Origin of the sequence: Vreelandella nigrificans (assembly GCF_002374315.1) — a bacterium.
Taxonomy (GTDB): Bacteria; Pseudomonadota; Gammaproteobacteria; order Pseudomonadales; family Halomonadaceae; genus Vreelandella; species Vreelandella nigrificans.
Genome location: NZ_NWUX01000008.1, coordinates 56275 through 75244, shown reverse-complemented (window position 1 = coordinate 75244; position 18970 = coordinate 56275). Strand labels below are relative to the sequence as shown.

General features: G+C 50.0%; 16 protein-coding genes. 15 read left to right on the top strand and 1 reads right to left on the bottom strand.

All coding sequences use genetic code 11. The features are described from left to right. The first annotated feature begins 39 nt into the window (after positions 1–39). The 10 genes from CPA45_RS11095 to sfnG all read left to right on the top strand — a co-directional run bounded on the left by CPA45_RS11095 (position 40) and on the right by sfnG (position 10970). On the top strand, positions 40–1074 hold the full coding sequence (locus CPA45_RS11095; RefSeq protein WP_096651606.1) for an ABC transporter substrate-binding protein: 1035 nt from the start codon (positions 40–42) through the stop codon (positions 1072–1074). Further along, positions 1074–1931 carry an ABC transporter ATP-binding protein gene (locus CPA45_RS11090; RefSeq protein WP_096651605.1) on the top strand — a complete coding sequence of 286 codons (858 nt, stop codon included), beginning with the start codon at positions 1074–1076 and terminating at the stop codon, positions 1929–1931. Before CPA45_RS11095 ends, CPA45_RS11090 begins: the two co-directional genes overlap by 1 nt. Further along, entirely contained in the window at positions 1928–3235 is a 1308-nt protein-coding gene (locus CPA45_RS11085) for a threonine synthase (RefSeq protein WP_096651604.1), read from the top strand. Before CPA45_RS11090 ends, CPA45_RS11085 begins: the two co-directional genes overlap by 4 nt. Further along, on the top strand, positions 3222–4103 hold the full coding sequence (locus CPA45_RS11080) for an ABC transporter permease (protein WP_096651603.1): 882 nt from the start codon (positions 3222–3224) through the stop codon (positions 4101–4103). The genes CPA45_RS11085 and CPA45_RS11080 overlap by 14 nt, the downstream gene beginning before the upstream one ends. Before the next feature lie 35 nt (positions 4104–4138). Continuing rightward, positions 4139–5158, top strand: a complete 1020-nt coding sequence (locus CPA45_RS11075; RefSeq protein ID WP_096651699.1) for an ABC transporter substrate-binding protein — start codon at positions 4139–4141, stop codon at positions 5156–5158. 187 nt (positions 5159–5345) lie between these two features. Further along, positions 5346–6185 carry a hypothetical protein gene (locus tag CPA45_RS11070; protein WP_096651602.1) on the top strand — a complete coding sequence of 280 codons (840 nt, stop codon included), beginning with the start codon at positions 5346–5348 and terminating at the stop codon, positions 6183–6185. 482 nt (positions 6186–6667) lie between these two features. Further along, the gene (locus tag CPA45_RS11065; protein WP_096651601.1) at positions 6668–7924 is read left to right on the top strand and encodes an acyl-CoA dehydrogenase family protein; all 1257 of its coding nucleotides are present in this window, start codon (positions 6668–6670) and stop codon (positions 7922–7924) included. 70 nt (positions 7925–7994) lie between these two features. After that, positions 7995–9254: an SfnB family sulfur acquisition oxidoreductase gene (locus tag CPA45_RS11060; RefSeq protein ID WP_096651600.1), complete on the top strand. Its 1260-nt coding sequence runs from the start codon at positions 7995–7997 to the stop codon at positions 9252–9254. Positions 9255–9278: 24 nt separating this feature from the next. After that, positions 9279–9824 (top strand): FMN reductase, encoded by a 546-nt coding sequence (msuE, locus tag CPA45_RS11055; protein WP_096651599.1) that lies wholly within the window; start codon positions 9279–9281, stop codon positions 9822–9824. Between the two features lie 51 nt (positions 9825–9875). Further along, entirely contained in the window at positions 9876–10970 is a 1095-nt protein-coding gene (sfnG, locus tag CPA45_RS11050; protein WP_096651598.1) for a dimethylsulfone monooxygenase SfnG, read from the top strand. Positions 10971–11074: 104 nt separating this feature from the next. Here sfnG and CPA45_RS11045 read toward each other — a convergent pair whose 3' ends face one another. Beyond that, positions 11075–11944 carry a LysR substrate-binding domain-containing protein gene (locus tag CPA45_RS11045; RefSeq protein ID WP_096651597.1) on the bottom strand — a complete coding sequence of 290 codons (870 nt, stop codon included), beginning with the start codon at positions 11942–11944 and terminating at the stop codon, positions 11075–11077. Positions 11945–12206: 262 nt separating this feature from the next. Here CPA45_RS11045 and CPA45_RS11040 point away from each other — a divergent pair, with 262 nt between their 5' ends. From CPA45_RS11040 to metC, 5 genes are read left to right on the top strand one after another with little or no spacing between them, the layout of a single operon-like run. Further along, the gene (locus tag CPA45_RS11040) at positions 12207–13628 is read left to right on the top strand and encodes an FAD-binding oxidoreductase (RefSeq protein ID WP_096651596.1); all 1422 of its coding nucleotides are present in this window, start codon (positions 12207–12209) and stop codon (positions 13626–13628) included. Continuing rightward, positions 13628–14842, top strand: a complete 1215-nt coding sequence (locus tag CPA45_RS11035) for an aminotransferase class I/II-fold pyridoxal phosphate-dependent enzyme (protein WP_096651595.1) — start codon at positions 13628–13630, stop codon at positions 14840–14842. Before CPA45_RS11040 ends, CPA45_RS11035 begins: the two co-directional genes overlap by 1 nt. Positions 14843–14901: 59 nt before the next feature. Further along, complete coding sequence (locus tag CPA45_RS11030; RefSeq protein WP_096651594.1) at positions 14902–15504, top strand: cysteine dioxygenase family protein; 603 nt, start codon at positions 14902–14904, stop codon at positions 15502–15504. Next, the gene (locus CPA45_RS11025) at positions 15501–16151 is read left to right on the top strand and encodes a glutathione S-transferase N-terminal domain-containing protein (protein WP_096651593.1); all 651 of its coding nucleotides are present in this window, start codon (positions 15501–15503) and stop codon (positions 16149–16151) included. Before CPA45_RS11030 ends, CPA45_RS11025 begins: the two co-directional genes overlap by 4 nt. Next, a complete protein-coding gene (gene metC / locus CPA45_RS11020; protein WP_208858497.1) occupies positions 16148–18943 on the top strand; it encodes a cystathionine beta-lyase in 2796 nt (931 codons plus the stop codon). Before CPA45_RS11025 ends, metC begins: the two co-directional genes overlap by 4 nt. The last annotated feature ends 27 nt before the right edge of the window (positions 18944–18970 follow it).

The window sequence follows — 18970 nt, the reverse complement described above, 5'->3', positions numbered from 1 at the left end:
CATAAGGTGGCCTGACATTTAATACTCAGGAGCACCGCCATGACTCGAACGCTCATTAGTACTTCTATTAGTACTTTTATTAGTACCTCTGGTTTAGCCACGCTGCTGGCGGTGTCGCTGGCAAGTGTCAGCCACGCTCACGCTGCTGAGCAATTGCGTATCGCCGAACAGTTTGGCATCACCTATTTACTGCTCCACGTTGCTCGTGACCAGGAACTGATTGAAAAACACGGTGCCGAGCGCGGTGTGGATATTGATGTGGAGTGGCTACAGCTCTCAGGCGGGGCAGCCGTTAATGATGCGTTGCTCTCTAATAGCATCGATATTGCCGGGGCAGGGGTTGGGCCGCTGTTAACGGTATGGGACCGTACTCATGGCAGTCAAAATGTAAAAGGGGTGGCGTCGCTCGGGGAGTTTCCTAACTTTTTGATCACCAATAATCCCGATATCCAGACGCTTGAAGATATTGATGACAATGACCGCATTGCCGTGCCGGCGGTGGGTGTATCTGTTCAGTCGCGCTTTCTGCAAAAGGCGGTGGCGGATACCTTTGGGCAAGATCAATTTGACCGCCTGGAAGGCAATACGGTGGCATTGCCTCACCCGGATGCCACGGCGGCACTGATCAGCGGCGGTACTGAAATCAACACCCACTTCTCCGCTATTCCTTTCCAGTATCAGGCGCTTCAGCATGAAGGCGTGCACAAAATCACCGACTCCTACGAAATTCTCGGCGGCCCTGTTTCACCCACGGTGCTTTACGCCACCGAAACTTTCCGCGCCGATAACCCTGAGGTCTACGCGGCGTTTCTAGAGGCTCTTGAGGAAGCAAGAACCTTCATTGAAGAAGACCCTCGCGAAGCGGCAACTATCTATCAGCGCCTGAGTGGTACGCAGCTGGATATCGATTTTCTTGAGTCGATCATTACCGATGAGCAGGTGAGTTTCTCACTGGTGCCACACAACACCTTCCCCTTGGCAGAGTTTCTGTTTGAGGTCGGCGCAATACGTAACGAGCCCACCTCATGGCAGGACTACTTCTTTGACGATATCCATGCCTGGGAGGGGAGCTAATGTCGATTGCACTGCGTAAGCGCCATGTGCTGGGTGAGGCCTCGCTGGATCGCGGGGCTTACTCACCGACAAATACATCATCCGCACCAGCAACTCCCAGGCTGGCAGTAGACAACGTCACCCTTGAGTACCGAACCCGTCAGCATGTCGTTAAAGCAACGCAACAGGTGAGCTTTAACGTGCAGGAGGGGGATCGGTTTGTACTGCTGGGGCCATCCGGTTGCGGCAAGTCTACGCTGCTCAAAGCTATCGCGGGTTTTCTAACCCCCGCAGAAGGCAGCATCCGCCTGGATGGCAACACCATTCATGGCCCAGGGCCCGACCGTATCGTGGTGTTTCAGGAGTTTGATCAACTGCCCCCCTGGAAAACCGTCAAGCAGAACGTCATGTTCCCGCTGGTGGCTTCGCGCACCTTGGGGCGCAAAGCGGCAGAGCAGCGGGCGTTAAAAACGCTAGAAAAGGTTGGGCTGGGGCGTTTTGCGGATGCCTATCCGCATACACTTTCCGGTGGTATGAAGCAGCGAGTGGCCATCGCCCGTGCGCTGGCCATGCGGCCACGAGTATTGCTGATGGATGAACCTTTTGCTGCACTTGATGCGCTCACGCGGCGCAAGATGCAGGAGGAACTCCTGGCACTCTGGGAGCAGGAGGGTTTTACGCTACTGTTTGTGACGCACTCCATTGAAGAGGCGCAAATCATCGGCAACCGCGTACTGCTTTTGTCGCCCCATCCAGGTCGGGTACGCGCCGAGCTAGGCTGCGCTGAAGATAGCCTGCACAGCTTAGGCAGTGAAGCTACGAAAGCGCGTACCCAAACCATTCATCGGCTGCTATTTGAAAACGAGGTGGCCCCATGAGTGCGTTAGTCAGCCCTCTGGCAGGAGTCAAAGTGACACCTTCCACTGCGCAGCGTTATAGCTATGTTGAAGGCCTTTATTGCCCGCGCTGTGCTGCCGAGTATGCCCATCAACACGTTCAACAGCTGTGCCAGTGTGGCTCGCCACTGCTGGTGCGTTATGACCTTGAGGCGCTTAAAACGTCATGGTCGAAGGCCGATCTTGCTTCGCGCCCCTGGAGCCTGTGGCGTTACCACGAGCTGCTACCGGTAACCTCGCCAGACGCCATCGTCAGCCTAGGTGAAGTGCTTACACCGCTGATTGAGTTGCCTTCGCTGGGTGCCGATATGCGCTTGGACAACTTGGTCATGAAAGACGAAGGGCTGCTGCCCACGGGGTCCTTTAAAGCGCGGGGTGCGGCGGTGGGCATATCCCGCGCTAAAGAGTTGGGTGTTACCCACTTAGCCATGCCAACCAATGGTAATGCCGGTGCCGCGTGGTCGTTATATGCCGCCCGGGCAGGCATTAAAGCCACGATTAGTATGCCGGTAGATGCCCCCTTTATTACTCGCCAAGAGTGTGCGGCAGCCGGTGCCAGCTTAACCCTGGTCAATGGGGTGATTAGTGATTCAGGTAAGCAGATTAGCGAGTGGGTAAAAGCCACCGGCCACTACGATGCTTCCACCCTGAAAGAGCCGTATCGCATTGAGGGCAAGAAGACCATGGGGCTGGAGTTAGCCGAGCAGCTCGGCTGGCAGTTGCCGGATGTGATTCTGTACCCCACGGGCGGTGGCGTGGGGCTGATCGGTATTTATAAAGCCTTGCAGGAGCTTCAGACGCTGGGATGGGTAACCGGCAAGCTACCGCGGCTAATTGCCGTGCAAGCCAATGGTTGCGCGCCCATTGTGAAGGCGTGGCAAGAGGGCGCTCGGGTATCGGAATTCTGGGAGCGCAGTCATACCCATGCGTTTGGTATCAACGTCCCCAAAGCACTGGGGGATTTTCTGGTGTTAGACGCCCTATATGCCACCGGCGGTCGTGCCATTGCGGTGAGTGAAACGGCGATTCGTTGGGAGCAAACCCGGGCGGCACAGCTAGAGGGTACCTTTGTATGCCCAGAGGGTGCCGCTGTTCTCGCTGCCGCACGGGAGTTAAGCACACTCGGCGAAATCGGCACTCATGAGCGTGTAGTGGCGCTGAATACCGGCGCAGGCATCAAATACCCGGATAGCCAATCGTTCCACGTTGACGTGCTGGATAAACAGAGCGCTATTCCCACTACAGGTTTCACGACGGCATCAGGAGATTCCCATGAGCGTACATGACCTGCGTGGCCCCGTTGATCCACGCGTTGATCGCTTCTTTGATTTACCACCCGTTGATGTGCGCGAGCTAAAAGTCGCTCGCAGTGTTGGCCAGCGGCTGTGGGATCAAAGCGTGGTGCGTAAAACCGTCATTCTGTTGCTGTTGGTGGTCGCCTGGGAGGTAGTTGCCAGGGTACAGAACAATCCGCTGATGCTGCCCAGTGCCATGGAAACCGCGAGTGCCCTTTGGCATGGGCTGGCGTCAGGCGTTCTACTGGCACGGGTAAGTGCATCGCTGAGCGTGCTGCTAAAAGGCTTTGCCTTAGGTGCGTTTCTCGCCCTGGCGTTAACGACCTTGGCGGTCTCAACCCGCATTGGGCGAGATTTGCTCACCACGTTAACGTCCATGTTTAGCCCGCTGCCCGCCATTGCCCTGTTGCCGCTGGCGCTGCTGTGGTTCGGCCTGGGCGAGGCCAGCTTGATCTTTGTATTGGTGCACTCGGTGCTGTGGGCCATGGCGATCAATATTCATGCAGGCTTTCAGGGCGTTTCAGAAACGCTACGTATGGCAGGGCGTAACTACGGCCTTAAGGGGCTGCGCTATGTGGCCTTCATTCTGATTCCTGCAGCACTTCCCGCGCTGCTGGCGGGGTTGAAAATTGGTTGGGCGTTTGCCTGGCGCACCCTGATCGCCGCCGAGCTGGTGTTTGGTGCTTCTTCAGGCAAAGGCGGGCTTGGCTGGTACATCTTCCAGAACCGTAACGAGCTTTACACCGATAACGTTTTTGCAGGCTTGGTCGTCGTCATTGTGATTGGCCTGCTGGTGGAAAACATTATTTTTGACAGCGTTGAGCGCCTAACAGTGAAGCGCTGGGGCATGGTGCGCTGATGACTTTAGTTACGACCTTTACTCAAGGACAACCTATGAAAACGTTATGGACTAAGAAGGCGTTACGTTATGGCGCATTGGGCATCATCACCCTGGTGGGAGGCGCTAGCGCCCATGCAGAAGAGCGTGGCGAAATCAGTATCGCTCAGCAATTTGGTATCGGCTATTTGCTCTTGGATGTTATTCAAGAGCAGGCGCTAATTGAAAAGCATGGGCGCGAGCAAGGGATTGATATTGACGTTGAATGGCGCACTATTTCAGGTGCTACCGCCATGAACGAAGCGCTTTTGTCGGGCAGTTTAGATGTTGTTTCGGCTGGCGTGCCGCCAATGTTAACCGTTTGGGATCGTACCCAGGGGCGGCAAAATGTGAAGGCCATTGCAGCCTTGGGATCGCTTCCCAACCACTTGTTAACCAATAATCCAGATGTGCAGGATTTAGAGGATTTTACGGATCAGGACAGGATTGCCGTGCCTGCAGCAGGTGTTGGGTTCCAGTCACGAACGTTACAAATCGAAGCAGCACGCCGTTTCGGTGCTGAAGATTTCCAGCGCTTTGATCAAATTTCGGTCAGCATACCCCATGCAGAGGCTACCGCGGCCCTCATCTCAGGGCACTCAGAGATTAGTGCGCACTTTTCAAGCCCGCCTTTCCTACACCAAGCGCTTGAAAATCCTAACGTAAGATCGGTCATCAGTTCCTACGATATTCTTGGCGGCCCGGCGACTTTTAATGTGCTTTACACTACTGAGGCCTACCGAGAGGAGAACCCGAAAACCTATCGCGCTTTTTATGATGCTCTGTTAGAGGCCGCAGAAATCATCAATAGTGATAAAGATGCTGCTGCTGAGACGTTTATCAATGTTCAGCAGTCACGACTAGACCCCGAGCTAGTACGCAGCATCATTAATGATCCTGAAATCACGTTTACTGCGTTTCCAGAAAGAACCTTTATTTACGCAGAAGAGCTGCATAACTTGGGCGTTCTAGAGCATCAAGCCGAGTCATGGCAAGACTACTTCTTTGAAGAGGCTCATGAGCATCCAGGTAGTTAACATTGAACCCTGTCATTCGTAAGTTTTAAGCGCTCAAAGCAGACAGCAAGGACTTGAAGCAAAAACACAATGAATAGAGAGAGGACAAGGATGAAAAATCAGTTGAAATTAATGGCTAAATGTCGATTGTCCATCGACTCGTTAACACTTTCGCGCTTTTTTAAATCCCCATCGGGAGGATAACGTCATGCCATTAACGCAAGTTACCAACTATCTTAACGAACACCTTTATGTCTTTAATCCCAACGCTAGCTTGCAACACCATGCGGCGTTCCATTGGGAGGATGGGCGGATATGGGGGCAGCTTTACAATTTGACGCTGTATCCATCACAGCAGCCTATCTTCTCATTGGAGCGGTTAGATATTGCCGCTTGGGAAGCAGGGGTAGAAATTCGTGACCAACATGACGTACCGCATCCACCAGACTGGCTCTATTTTCTCTCGTGGAACCAGGAAGATGTGGTTTTTTTAGACCGTTTTCTACGGGTTCTTCATGCCCTGAATCATCTGGCTCTGAATGGGGCTAGCACCAAACCGCTGATTGTAGATGTGCACTGGCGCCATATACAGGCCGTTGAGGTATCTCATGGCAGTGTATTTGAAAGCTTGTTAACCCAGCTGGGGCTGCATCCTAGCCAAGTGGTCTTGCGGCTAGATGGCTCAGTGGTACTGGAAGAGGAGCATGCTCAGGCCGCTGCCCATAGCTTTCATCAGCGTGGCTATCCGTTGTTGGCGCAAGCTGTGCCGTTGGGTACTACTTCGAAGGAGTGGCAGCGCTTGAAGCAGAACGGTATACGCTGGGTAACACCTCCGCCGGATGCATTGCCGCTGGCGCGCAAAAGCCGCGAACATTTTCCCCGCTTAACGGAGTGGAGCAAGGATGCGAGACTCGCAGGCTTAAAAGTGTGGTGGCCAAAGCTTGATCGACCTGGAGACTTGGGAATTATGACGCAGTTGGAGCCGACGTTGGTTAGTGGTGAGCAGTTGAGTGAGTTTGATCGTGCTACAGCAGTAACGGGTGGGTAAGGCATTTTAGATAGCATGGCTTATTAAATTCTTTAATGGGCTTTCTCGTTAGATATTTATTTTTTTTATTGAGGGGTGCAATGAGTTTTTATTGCACCTTTTTAATGTGTTTTTTTTAGGTTAACAGTTTTATGTTTATAGCTAATTTATTAGAGGTGGAATGAATCGTTCTTGTGAATATGTGTAGGGTGAAAGTGCTTGGCCGTACTGTGTAATAAGAGGTGTTATAATGTCTGCTGTTGAATTCTTATTTAGGAGGTGGATGCTCCGTATCGTTCTTCTCTGCTTCTGTCAAAAGTTTAGTTTTGGCGCGTGTTTTTCATGTTTTGATATATTTAAATCATGATAATGATATTGTTTTAATTTATTTATTCCGCGCTTTTTATATTGCTATGCTGAAATTTAAAATAGCGATGAGTTAAGTTGAGGTTTTCTTTTTGTATGAATGGGTTTTTTTTATTACTTTTTTTAAAGGATCTGGTATGTCAATTTACATATCTAGTAGAAAGAATAAAGATAGTGGAGTTAGTGAATACTCAGAAGGCGCTGAGGATGAACAGCTTGATAACTTGTTTAGGCCTATTTTTTCTGATATTGCCAAAGGGGCGCTAACGCGTGAAAAGGCTTCTGAGCTCCCTTGGGAACAGATAAAAATTTTGAAAGAAGCAAAATTTGGTGCCTTACGGGTACCCAAATCAAAAGGAGGCTTTGGTGCTTCCTTGCCACAGCTCTTTAGGCTGCTTAGCGAATTAGCAGAAGCTGACTCAAATATTACCCAAGCACTGAGAGGGCATTTTGCACTTGTTGAGGATAGGCTGAACTCACCACCCTCCGCTTGGCGTGACGATTGGTTAGAGCGCTTTGCAGCGGGAGATATTGCTGGTAATGCATGGACTGAAGTAGGTGATGTAAAAATCGGTCATCAAAAAACTAAGGTAACAGAAAAAGAGGGTGAGTGGCGTTTAACTGGCGAGAAATATTACACAACGGGAAGTATTTTTGCTGACTGGATTGACGTTACCGCGCAGCTTAACGAAGATTCAGACTCTCTTGTTACTGTTGCTGTAAGAGTTCGTCAGGATGGTGTCTCTATTGAAAATAACTGGGATGGTTTTGGGCAAAAAACAACTGGAAGTGGACGTACCGTTTTCACCAATGCACGTGTGAATGAAAGTGACATTCTTCCGTTTGCAAATCGATTTAAATATCAGACCGCATTTTACCAACTGGTATTGCTATCAACATTATCGGGCATTGGTCGTGCTGCGCTTCTAGATCTTATTGAAGAAGTGCAAAACCGAACCCGCATCTATAGTCACGGGAACGCCGACGCTGCCCGTGATGACGCACAAATTCAGCAAGTTGTAGGCGCAGTGGCTGCCCGCATTTATGCCGCTGAGAGAATTACGATAGATGCTGCAGAAGCTAGTCAGCAGGCATATATGCATCACCTTTGCGATGCAGAGGACATTGTCAAAGCTATTAATATCACTGCTGAAATTGAATCTGCCAAAGCACAAATTATTGTCTCCGAATTGATCTTAAAAGCAACAAGCGATTTATTTAACGCGCTTGGCGCTTCGGCCACAAGTTTATCTAAGGGCCTAGATAGGCACTGGCGAAATGCGAGAACAGTTTCGTCTCACAACCCGCTTGTTTATAAGGAAAAGGTGATTGGTGCTTGGGAGTTAAACCAAACGGAGCCTGTTTTTCAATGGCAAATCGGTCAGGGTAAGTAGTTCTTTTTTTATCTTAAAGGAACATGGTGTGCACCTTTTTACGATTTTAATATAGTGAGTGTGGGGTATTATGAATTCATCTGTTGACATAAAAGAGAGTCGTGAAAAAGTAAACTCAGGTCTGCCGTTTAGAGCTTTGCCATTACCCGACAAGCAGGCAAATGTTATAAAAAGTGATGACGAAGCCATTGAAATTGCTGAGCAACTAGCACGCAAGTTTTCTGTTGATGCATCAACGCGAGACGCCAATGGATATCTCCCAATTGAAGAGCTAGATGATTATTCGTCGTCGGGGCTTTGGGGTATCACTGTACCCAAAAAATATGGTGGTGCAGGGGTATCCTACGCCACTGTTGCTAAGGTTATTCGTATTATTGCCGAAGGCGATTCTAGTATTGCACAAATTACTCAAAATCACATCGCACTAACGGCGCATATATTTTTGGATGCCAGCGAATCACAGAAAGAGACGTTATTTGATTTAGTGCTAAAAGGATATCGATTTGGTAATGCACTTTCTGAAAAAAGCAGTAAAAATGTCGCGGCGTTTGAAACAAAGATAAAGCAGGATGGTAATGATTATGTAATTGATGGAAAAAAATTTTATACGACAGGAGCACTGTTAGCCCATATTGTTCCTATTGTTGCAGTGAATGGTGAAGGAAAGTTGTTTATTGCTTTTGCAGACAGGGATTCAGATGGTTTAACGGTTTTAAATGATTGGTCAGGTATTGGTCAGCGAACCACTGCCTCAGGTACAACACTAATTGAAGGTGTAAGGGTGCCTGCTTATCGTGTGATACCAGTAGAGTCGTTTAGTCGGCCTACAGCAGCGGGAGCAATCTCTCAGATAGTTCAAGCTGCTATTGATGCAGGTATTGCCTCTGCTGCTATCCAGGATACGATCTATTTTATTCGGTATAACAGTCGTGCTTGGATTGATAGCGGTAAAGAGGCTGCTAGTGAAGATATGCTCACCATTAACTTGCTTGGAGATTTGGTAGTCAAGCTGCATGCGGCAGAAGCACTACTTGAGCGAGCTGGAAAGGCCATTGATATTGCTGTTAGTTCACCGAGTGAAGAAACAGTTAACGAAGCGACAATTGCGACGAGTGAGTCAAAAGTACTAACTACTCAGGTTGCGATTGAGGCCACAAATAAGCTTTTTGAATTAGCAGGCGCTCGTTCCGCGCTAGAGGAACATAACTTTGACAGACATTGGCGTAATGCCAGAGTTCATACCTTACACGATCCTATCCGTTGGAAGTTTTTCCATATTGGTAATTATTATCTTAACGGGGTTCATGCGCCACGACACCCCTGGAATTAATTTTCTGACATTTGGAGCTTCGGTATGAGCAATATTTTAAAAGTGACGGCGGTATCCGGTAGCCCTAATGCTATATCAAGAACAACGTCGGTTATCAATGAGATTACGCAACGAATTGGTTTGAGTGACAATGTAGAGTTACACATTGTTGAGTTAAGCGATATTGGAAAAGATCTTGGAATCGCCTCATCAGGAAGTATTCCAAACGCTTTAAAAAATCACATTGATGCTATTGAAAATGCGGATTTTTTAATTGTTGCAAGCCCTGTATACCGCGCTTCATACACGGGTTTGTTAAAACACTTATTTGATTTGGTTCATGCTGAATCACTATTTGATACCCCGGTTCTACTCGCTGCGACTGGTGGTTCTGAACGACATGCACTAGTCATTGATCATCAGTTACGCCCTTTGTTTAGTTTCTTCCAGGCGCTCACACTTCCAGTAGGTGTATACGCAACTGAAAAGGATTTTGAGGGTTATAAAATAGTTAATCCTGAAGTGTTGTTGAGAATAGACTTGGCTGTTAAGCGTGCGATGCCTTTTTTTAAATCTAAAAAAAGCAATTGATGATTGTTTTTTTATCTATTAGTTCTAAATATATTATACGAGAGGTATGGGATGAGTTGTGAAGATATAAAGTTTGCTTACTGGGTGCCTAACGTTAGTGGTGGGTTGGTTATAAGCAAAATTGAACAGCGAACAAGCTGGGATATTGAGTATAACCGTAAGCTAGCACAAATTGCTGAGAATAGTGGTTTTGAATACGCTTTAAGCCAAATTCGCTTTACTGCAGGTTATGGCGCTGATAATCAGCATGAGCCTATGTTGTTCAGTGCCGCTATTCTTGAAGCGACCAAAAAGCTGAAATTAATTACTGCGATCCTTCCCGGCCCTTGGCACCCGGCAGTCGCGGCAAAGCAGCTAGCAACGCTAGACCATGTGTCAGGTGGCCGAACTGCTGTTAACATAGTCAGTGGATGGTTTAGTGGCGAGTTTCGCGCTATTGGCGAGCCTTGGCTAGATCATGATGAACGTTACCGCCGATCTGAAGAGTTTATACAAGTACTAAAAGGTGTATGGACTCAAAACAACTTTACCTTTAGAGGTAATTTCTATCAGTTTAATGATTATACGTTGAAGCCTAAGCCGTTGCAGCAACCTCATCCTGAGATATTTCAGGGAGGAAGCTCGCGCGCTGCAAGGGATATGGCTTCTCGGGTGTCTGACTGGTATTTCACAAACGGCAATACACCGGAAGGTCATCAAACGCAAATAGATGATATCCGTGAAAAAGCTAAGCAAAACGGCCACGCTGTAAAAATTGGGGTGAACGCTTTTGTGATTGCGAGGGATACTGAAGAAGAAGCGCAATCAGTCCTGAAAGAAATTATTGATAAAGCTGATCCACAAGCCGTCGGTGGCTTTGCGCATGAGGTCAAAAATGCAGGAGCTGCTTCACCAGAAGGAGAAGGTAACTGGGCGCAATCAACGCTTGAGGACTTGGTTCAATACAATGACGGCTTTAAGACTAATTTGATTGGTACGCCATTACAAATTGCCGAGCGAATTGTGAATCTTAAGCGTCTTGGAGTTGACCTTGTCTTGTGTGGATTTTTGCATTTTCAAGAAGAAGTCGCTTACTTCGGAGAGAAAATTTTACCATTAGTGCGAGATCTGGAAAAGGAACGTCACAAAACTTCTGCTACTGGTTGATTTTGATAGAGCTATTCTTGGCCTCAAGCATTCACCCATTTATGACTCTTAGGTTGACTTGAGGCCATCAATGTTAATGCAGCAGATACGTGTATAACGCGATCTCAAAAAAAACCACGTTTATGGAAATCTTTAATCAAATCGTACGCTTGGCGAATAAGTGGGTTAACGATATTGGGCCTTATCCACAAGTAGTAGGTCACATCGGGCAATTTTGGTAACCCATCGCTTTCGCCAAGTACACGCAAATCAGGCCCCAGCAGCTCCATACTTCGTGCCGTGACACCTAGCCCAGCGCGTACTGCCGCTTTGACGCCGCTAAGATTAGAAGCCAAGTAAGCCTGCCGCCAGGGTATGCCTGCTTTTTCCAATGCCTCAAGGGCAAACCGTCGATAAATGCTCGGCTCGCCAATGAGCACTAAGGGTAGTGGCGCAAAGGGGTTGTGTAGGTATTGGGCTGAGCAAATCCACCATACGGGAGATGTACGTAAAGCAAATCCTTGCATATCTGAATCTATGATAGTCGAAATCACCATATCGACCTTACCTCTGTGTAAATCCTCCATCAAAAAAGGGCTGCGACCAATATCGATTTCCAGGCGAAGCCCGGGTGCTACGCGTGCGATGTGACCCAGCAGCGGAGGCAGTATGGTGTCGGCAATATCATGGGGAGACCCGATACGGAGCACACCATTCAAATGGCTTTCACGCAGGGCATTCAGAGCTTCATCGTTAAGCGCCATCATTTGACGGGCATGCCGCAAAAGTTGGTGTCCTGCGTCGGTTAGTTGCTTTTGCCGTCCTTTCTTTTGGAACAGTGGTACCTCGACGAGCTGTTCCAACCGTTGCATATGCTGAGTAACGGATGATTGTGTACGGGAGAGTTGCTCCCCTGCAGCCGCAAAACTTTGGTAATCAGCAACCGCGATAAAAGTGCGTAAGAGATCGAGATCCAAGGTAGATAGAGTGGCCATAGTGATCTTTAGCGGGTGATTAATATTAACAAAAACAATAAATGGATTATGTTTCGTTATGTTTTAAATGGGGTGCTTAAAATAAATTTTAAATAATTAAAAAGCTTTTTTGTAATACTTCTATCTTCTTTGTTTTTTAAGATAAGCATATTTGATATTAGGATTTATCTCTTTCTTTTTCACTGACTAGCATCCTTCTCATATCCGGTGTCGATGCTCATTTTGAGGTTGATATGGGCGTTTATTGAGAGGGGTGAGCTGAGTGTCACTATTTACCGATCTCCAGCATCTGCTGGGTGAGCACTATGTTCAGAGCTCCCAGCAAGTAGTGGAGCGGCTGACTGATCGCCATCGGCGCTATAAAGGCAACGTGGTGGCGGCGGTCCGGCCTGCAAATACCAGTGAAGTAGCGGCGGTAGTGCGCTTATGTGGCCAGTACGCTATCCCTATTGTTGTGCAGGGGGGAAACACCGGTTTAATGGGGGCCGCCACGCCGGACGAAAGTGGTCGCAGTGTTTTGCTTTTACTGGATCGCCTAGATCGTATACGTGCTATCGATACCCATAACGATACGATGACTGTGGAAGCTGGCTGCATATTACAAAATGTACAGAACACTGCGCAGCAAGCGGGGCGACTGTTTCCTCTAAGCTTAGCGTCAGAAGGCAGCTGCACAATTGGTGGCAATCTGGGTACCAATGCCGGTGGTAACGCTGTACTGCGTTTTGGTAATGCGCGCGAGCTGACCTTAGGGCTAGAGGTGGTGACGGCCGAAGGGGAAGTGTGGGAGGGGTTAAGTGGCCTGCGCAAAGACAACACCGGCTATGATCTACGCAATTTATATATCGGTAGCGAAGGAACGCTGGGCATTATTACGGCTGCTACCTTGAAGCTCTATCCGTTACCCAACGCCCAGTGCACCGCATTTGTTGCCTTCGATAGGTTATCGCAAGCGGTTAATTTTCTCTCCTTCACTCGTGAGGCGTTTGACGCTTCTCTCACGGCATTCGAGCTGATGTCTGGGCCTTGCTTGTCGTTGCTAGCATCCAAACTACCTGATGCGTCCCAGCCATTTAAGACCATTGAACACGCTTGGTATGCGTTGATCGAGATTTCCGGCCATCAAAGTGAGGCTGATCTGAAGTCACTGTTTGAAAAGGTTTTATTCAATGCTTTAACGGAGCAGTCGGTTGCTGATGTTCTGATTGCGCAAAGCGGTGCTCAGCGTGAAGCGCTGTGGCATTTACGTGAAAGTTTGAGTGAAGCCCAGGCACGGGATGGTGCTAACGCTAAGCATGATATCTCAGTGCCCATCTCGCGTGTTGTTGAGTTTGTCGAGCGCACGGATGCGCTACTGCAGCAACGGTTTCCTGGGGTGAGGCACTTTACCTTTGGTCATCTGGGGGATGGCAATCTTCATTATAACGTTGCTAGCCCAAAAGGGCAGAGCAGTGAAGATTTCTTGGCGAACTACGCGCAAGTTAGTGCGGTAGTGCATGACACTGCCCATGCCCTTGGGGGCTCGATCAGTGCCGAGCACGGTATTGGACAGCGCAAGCGCGAGCTGATGTCACGTTATAAAAGCGCCGTTGAGCTCGACCTAATGCAGCGGATTAAGCATGCCCTGGATCCACATGGTTTATTGAATCCTGGAAAAGTTCTTCCTGCTAAGGAGGCGCTGTAATGACGATGCGTCTATCGCGCCGCGTATCGCGTGTGTCGCTGTCAGCCAATGCCGCCGCTAAAGCGACTGCTACAGCGTTGCGCGAAGCCGGGCAAGATATTATTGATCTGACCACCGGTGAACCTGATTTCGACACGCCAGAGCACATCAAACAAGCAGCCTATGCGGCGATTGAATCGGGGCAGACCAAGTACACCCCAACGCCAGGCATACGTGCGCTTCGTTTGGCGGTACAACAAAAGCTGGCCCAAGAAAATGGTTTGCCGTACCAGCTATCCGCTATCTGTATCGCCAACGGAGCGAAGCAGGTCATTTTCAATGCATTTGCCGCGACGCTGGATCCGGGTGACGAAGTACTTTTACCAGCACCGTATTGGCCTACGTTTCCAGACAGTGTGCGATTCAATGAGGGAACTCCCGTGTTTATCGAGAGTTCCCTTGCCCAAGGCTGCAAATTGACAGCGGAAAGGCTGGAAGCCTTCATCACTGCCAATACTCGCTGGCTAGTACTGAACAGCCCCGGTAATCCAAGCGGTGCCATTTATGATCAAGCCGAGCTTGAGTCACTGGCCTCTGTATTACGCCGTTTTCCTAACGTATTGATCCTTCTTGATGAGCTTTACGAACACATTCGCTTTGATGACCAGCCACCTATAGGACTGCTTAACGTTGCGCCTGACCTTATAGAGCGCACTCTGGTGGTAGGGGGCGTATCAAAAACCTATGCCATGACGGGGTGGCGGGTGGGTTTCGGCGCGGGTCCCGAAACCCTCATTAATGCCATGAGTGTCGTTCAGTCGCAGTCAACTTCCGGTGCTTCATCTATCGGGCAGGCCGCCGCATTAGCAGCCTTTCAGGGGGGCTTGGCTTTCCTTCCTAACCAAGTGAAGGCCTATCGGGCGCGGCGTGATTTGCTGGTCAATGTGCTCTCTGCCGTTGATGGCCTTGAGGTATTGGTACCTCAGGGGGGCTTTTTCGTCTTTGTCTGCTGCCGAGGGCTATTGGGACGGTACTGCCCTGATGGGAGGCTGGTCACGAGTGATAGCGACGTCGTGGAATATCTACTTGAAGCGGGCGTCGCTGGCGTGGCGGGAAATGCCTACGGCTTATCGCCGTGGGTGCGTTTCTCCATCGCTACCGCCACTCATGATGTGGAAGAGGCCAGCAAGCGTATCGCTAATGCCTGTGCTGCTCTAACGCGTTCGAGTGTTTGAGGTGAGCACGCTTTGAGCAACACGGTTTTATACAAATTGAATAATGGAGGGAAAGCGTAATGAGCAATGAACAGCGTCGTCAGGCGGTTCTGCCGTTCCTTGAACAGGTAAGTGACATCACCAAACAGGGGATCGATAGACAGGCATTGGCCAACATTGCGGCCTTACTGGATGCTCTCGCCGAGCGTCAGGATCTTTTTAATCTAGCGAATTTTCCTGCGCCGGTAGCAGGCTCAGGCAGTGCTGCCACACGCTACCGGTTAAATGATGATGGCGATGATGCGCCAACGCTTTATTTAAATGCGATGTTGCCAGGGCGAAAGACGATTCCCCATAACCATGAAACCTGGGCAGTCATTGCAGCGGTGCAGGGGCAGGAATTGAATCGTGTTTATCGACGACTGGACGACAGGAGCGACCCGCAGCGCGCCACACTGGAGCTTGAAAAAGAAGTCACGGTTGAGCCACGTACTCCCATCGCATTTCTGGGAGATGATATTCACAGCATCCAGGTGGATGGAGAGCAAGCCACATTGCATTTTCATCTCTACGGTCGCCCCTTGGAGCCCTTAGAGGGCCGCTACGGCATTGAAGCCGATGGCCGCATTCTTAATTACAACGCCAGTCAAATGGCGCCATCTACCCCGGCTTATGTTCGATGATTGATCTCTACTACTGGCCGACCGCCAACGGTTTGAAGGTGGGCATTTTGCTTGAAGAGCTTGGTTTGCAGTACCGCATAGTGCCCATCAACATTCGTCAGGGTGAGCAGCATGACCCGGGATTCCTAAAGATAAGCGCCAACGGACGTATACCTGCCATTGTTGATCATGCGCCTGTTGACGATATCCCGCCTATCACTCTCTTTGAGCCAGGTGCGATTCTCAATTATTTAGCGGCAAAAGAGGGGCGCTTCTTATCATTAGGCGAGAAGCGCCATCAGGTGCAGGAGTGGCTGTTTTGGCAAGTTGGGCACATCACGCCTTACCTGAGCCAACTTCAGCATTTCCGTGAAAAAGCACCGGAGCAGCTGCCATATGCGCTGTCTTTACTGCAGCAGGAAGCGCAAAGGCTCTATGGCGTACTGGATAGACGTTTAAGTGAGGTGGCCTATGTTGCTGGTGAATACTCCATCGCCGATATGGCCATCTTTCCATGGATACAGCCGGATAGACAGGGAATTGATCTAGCCGATTACCCACGCGTGCGTGCCTGGCATAAGCAAATGGCTGCACGTCCCACTGTGCTGAAGGCTTACGCCAAGGGCCGCGAAATAGCGGCTAACGAACGTTCGCTGGCGCTTGTATGAATCCAATTGAGAGCGACGTGACTCGTATGACGACGGTTTCCCCTTTGCAGTTAAAGCAATGGCTTTTCGACGGGAACGAAATTGCCTTGTTTGATGTGCGCGAGCATGGTCAATACGGTGCCGCTCATCTTTTTCATGCTATTCCATTGCCTTATAGCAGGTTGGAGATAGAGGTTCGTCGGCTAGCCCCTAATCCGAAAGTTCGTACAGTCGTTTACGATTCCGAGGGGGGCGGGGTTTCCTCTAAGGCGGCCCAGCACTTACGCGAGCTAGGTTATCAGCAGGTGTATCAGCTTAGCGGCGGTAGTCGTGCCTGGTATAAAGCGGGTAATGAGTTGTTTGCGGGGGTACATGTGCCCTCCAAGGCATTTGGCGAGCTGGTCGAGCAGGTGCGTCATACGCCTCACATCACGGCAGAGCGGCTATCCACTTGGCAGCGTGAAGGCGAGCCGGTGGTGGTGCTGGATGGTCGCCCCTTTGATGAATATCACAAAATGAATATCCCAGGTGGCATCTGCTGCCCAAATGGGGAGCTGGGGTATCGCATTCATGACGTAGTTAGCGATTCTTCAACGCCTATCGTGATTAATTGCGCCGGTAGAACACGCAGCATTATCGGAGCGCAAACGCTCGTTGACTTGGGAATTGAAAACCCTGTTTACGCGCTGGAAAATGGTACGCAAGGGTGGTACCTAGCCGATCTTGAGCTGGAGCATGGCAGTAACAAGCGGTATCCCGAAACGATTACTCCCAAACAAGCCGATGAGCAGCGCAAGGCTGCCTGGGCATTGGCCAGCCGCCACGGTGTTAGCCTTATAAATACCGCGAAGTTAGCCGAGTGGGTAAGCGATCAACAGCGCACACTGTTTGTGTGTGATGTACGTAGCCCTGAAGAGTTTGCTGCTGCAAGCATACCTGGCGCTCAAAGCACGCCCGGTGGGCAGCTTATCCAGGCGACTGATCTCTATATTGGCGTGCGTGGTGCTCGCATCGTGTTGTTTGATGACGATGGGGTACGAGCACCGATTGTGGCGGCTTGGCTGCGTCAAATGGGTCGCGAAGTCTATGTCTTAAGTGACTCATTAGCGGATGCGATTGCAGAGGTTGAGCTTAATAAGGCGCTGGCGGTTCCTGGTGCGCTTAATTTACCCGAACTACCCAGCATTGCGCCTTCTACGCTGGCTGCCCGGTTAATCAATGAAGACATCGCACTGATTGATCTTCGCCCAAGTGGTGAATTCATCGGTGGGCACATTGCTGGCGCTCTCTGGTCGACGCGGCCGCTTGTACCCGACACAATCGCGGGAGAAACTCGCCCTATTGTGTTGATTTCCCATGAGCGTTCAGTGGCAAGCCTGACTGCACTGGAATTCACCGCCCATCAGATACAGTCGATGCAGTGGATGTCGGACGACATAAAGGAGTGGCGCGAGGCTGGGCTGCCGCTTACTCGTTTGTCAGACGCGCTTACCGATGAGCAGCGTATCGACTTTCTCTTTTTTGCTCATGACCGTCATGCGGGTAACAAAGCGGCGGCACGCCAATACCTCGATTGGGAGGTGGGCTTGCTGGATCAGTTGGATCCTCTTGATTTGAATCGTTTTAGGAGTGCTATTCAGCCTCAATTACGTCACGATCCCTCAACCTTATTAGTACATAGTGCTCGCCCCGAGCCTAAAGCGGGTGGGTATGCCGTGAATCACTCGGTGAGTCGATTAAGTACCGTACTTTTTGACAGTGCGGATGAAATGCAGAGTGTTAGGTCTCGCCGTGATAATGAACGCCTGCTGAGCTACGGCGCCCGAGGGAATCCAACCGCCTTTGCGCTGGAGGATTTGGTCAGTGAGCTTGAGGGTGGCTACCGAACCAAATTGTTTTCCACTGGGCTGGCGGCCATTACTCATATGTTCATGGCTTACCTGAGACCTGGCGACCATCTGCTCATTACCGAAGGCACTTACGCTCCCGCAAGGCGTGTGGCGCAGCAGTTGTTAGCGCCATTTGGCATTGAGGTGAGTTATTTCCCCGCGGATGGTCGCGATATTGAGCGTCACCTGCGCGATAACACGCGAATGGTATATGCCGAAGTGCCGAGTTCACTACTTTTTGAATTTGCTGACCTTCCAGCCATCGCCGCGCTATGCCGTGGGAAAAGCATATTACTGGCAGTGGATAACACCTGGGGATCTGGTTATTTGTATCGACCATTAACCTTAGGCGCTGATATCTCCGTGATGGCACTAACCAAATACATAGCAGGCCATAGCGATGTATTGATGGGGAGCGTATGTACAACGGAGCAAGCCTGGTCAGCACTATCCCAGTTGAGCGACACCGTTGGGGCTACTGTGAGCCCTGATGACGCTTACTTGGTACTACGTGGGGCGCGCACGCTTGCGCCGCGGCTTGAGACTCACCAGCGCCACGGGCTTGAAATAGCACGCTGGCTTGCCACACGCCCTGAGGTGGCCAGGGTCTATCACCCCGCGCTGTCTGAACACCCAGGTCATGAACTTTGGAAACGTGACTTTAGTGGTGCCAATGGGCTATTGACCTTTGCCTTCGCTGAAGCAGCAAACATCGACCTCAACGCTTTCATAGGCGCACTTCAGCTCTTTGGGTTGGGAGCCTCGTGGGGTGGTTTTGAAAGCTTAGTGAGTATTGCTGATGTTGGTGAGCGTGAGGGAAGTGATACGGCTGGGCCGTTTCTACGCCTGCACATCGGGCTGGAATCCCCGGCGGCGTTAATAGATGACCTTATCCAAGGTTTTATGGCGGGCATCCGCTATTAATGGTGTGTATTTAATCTGTAACTATTG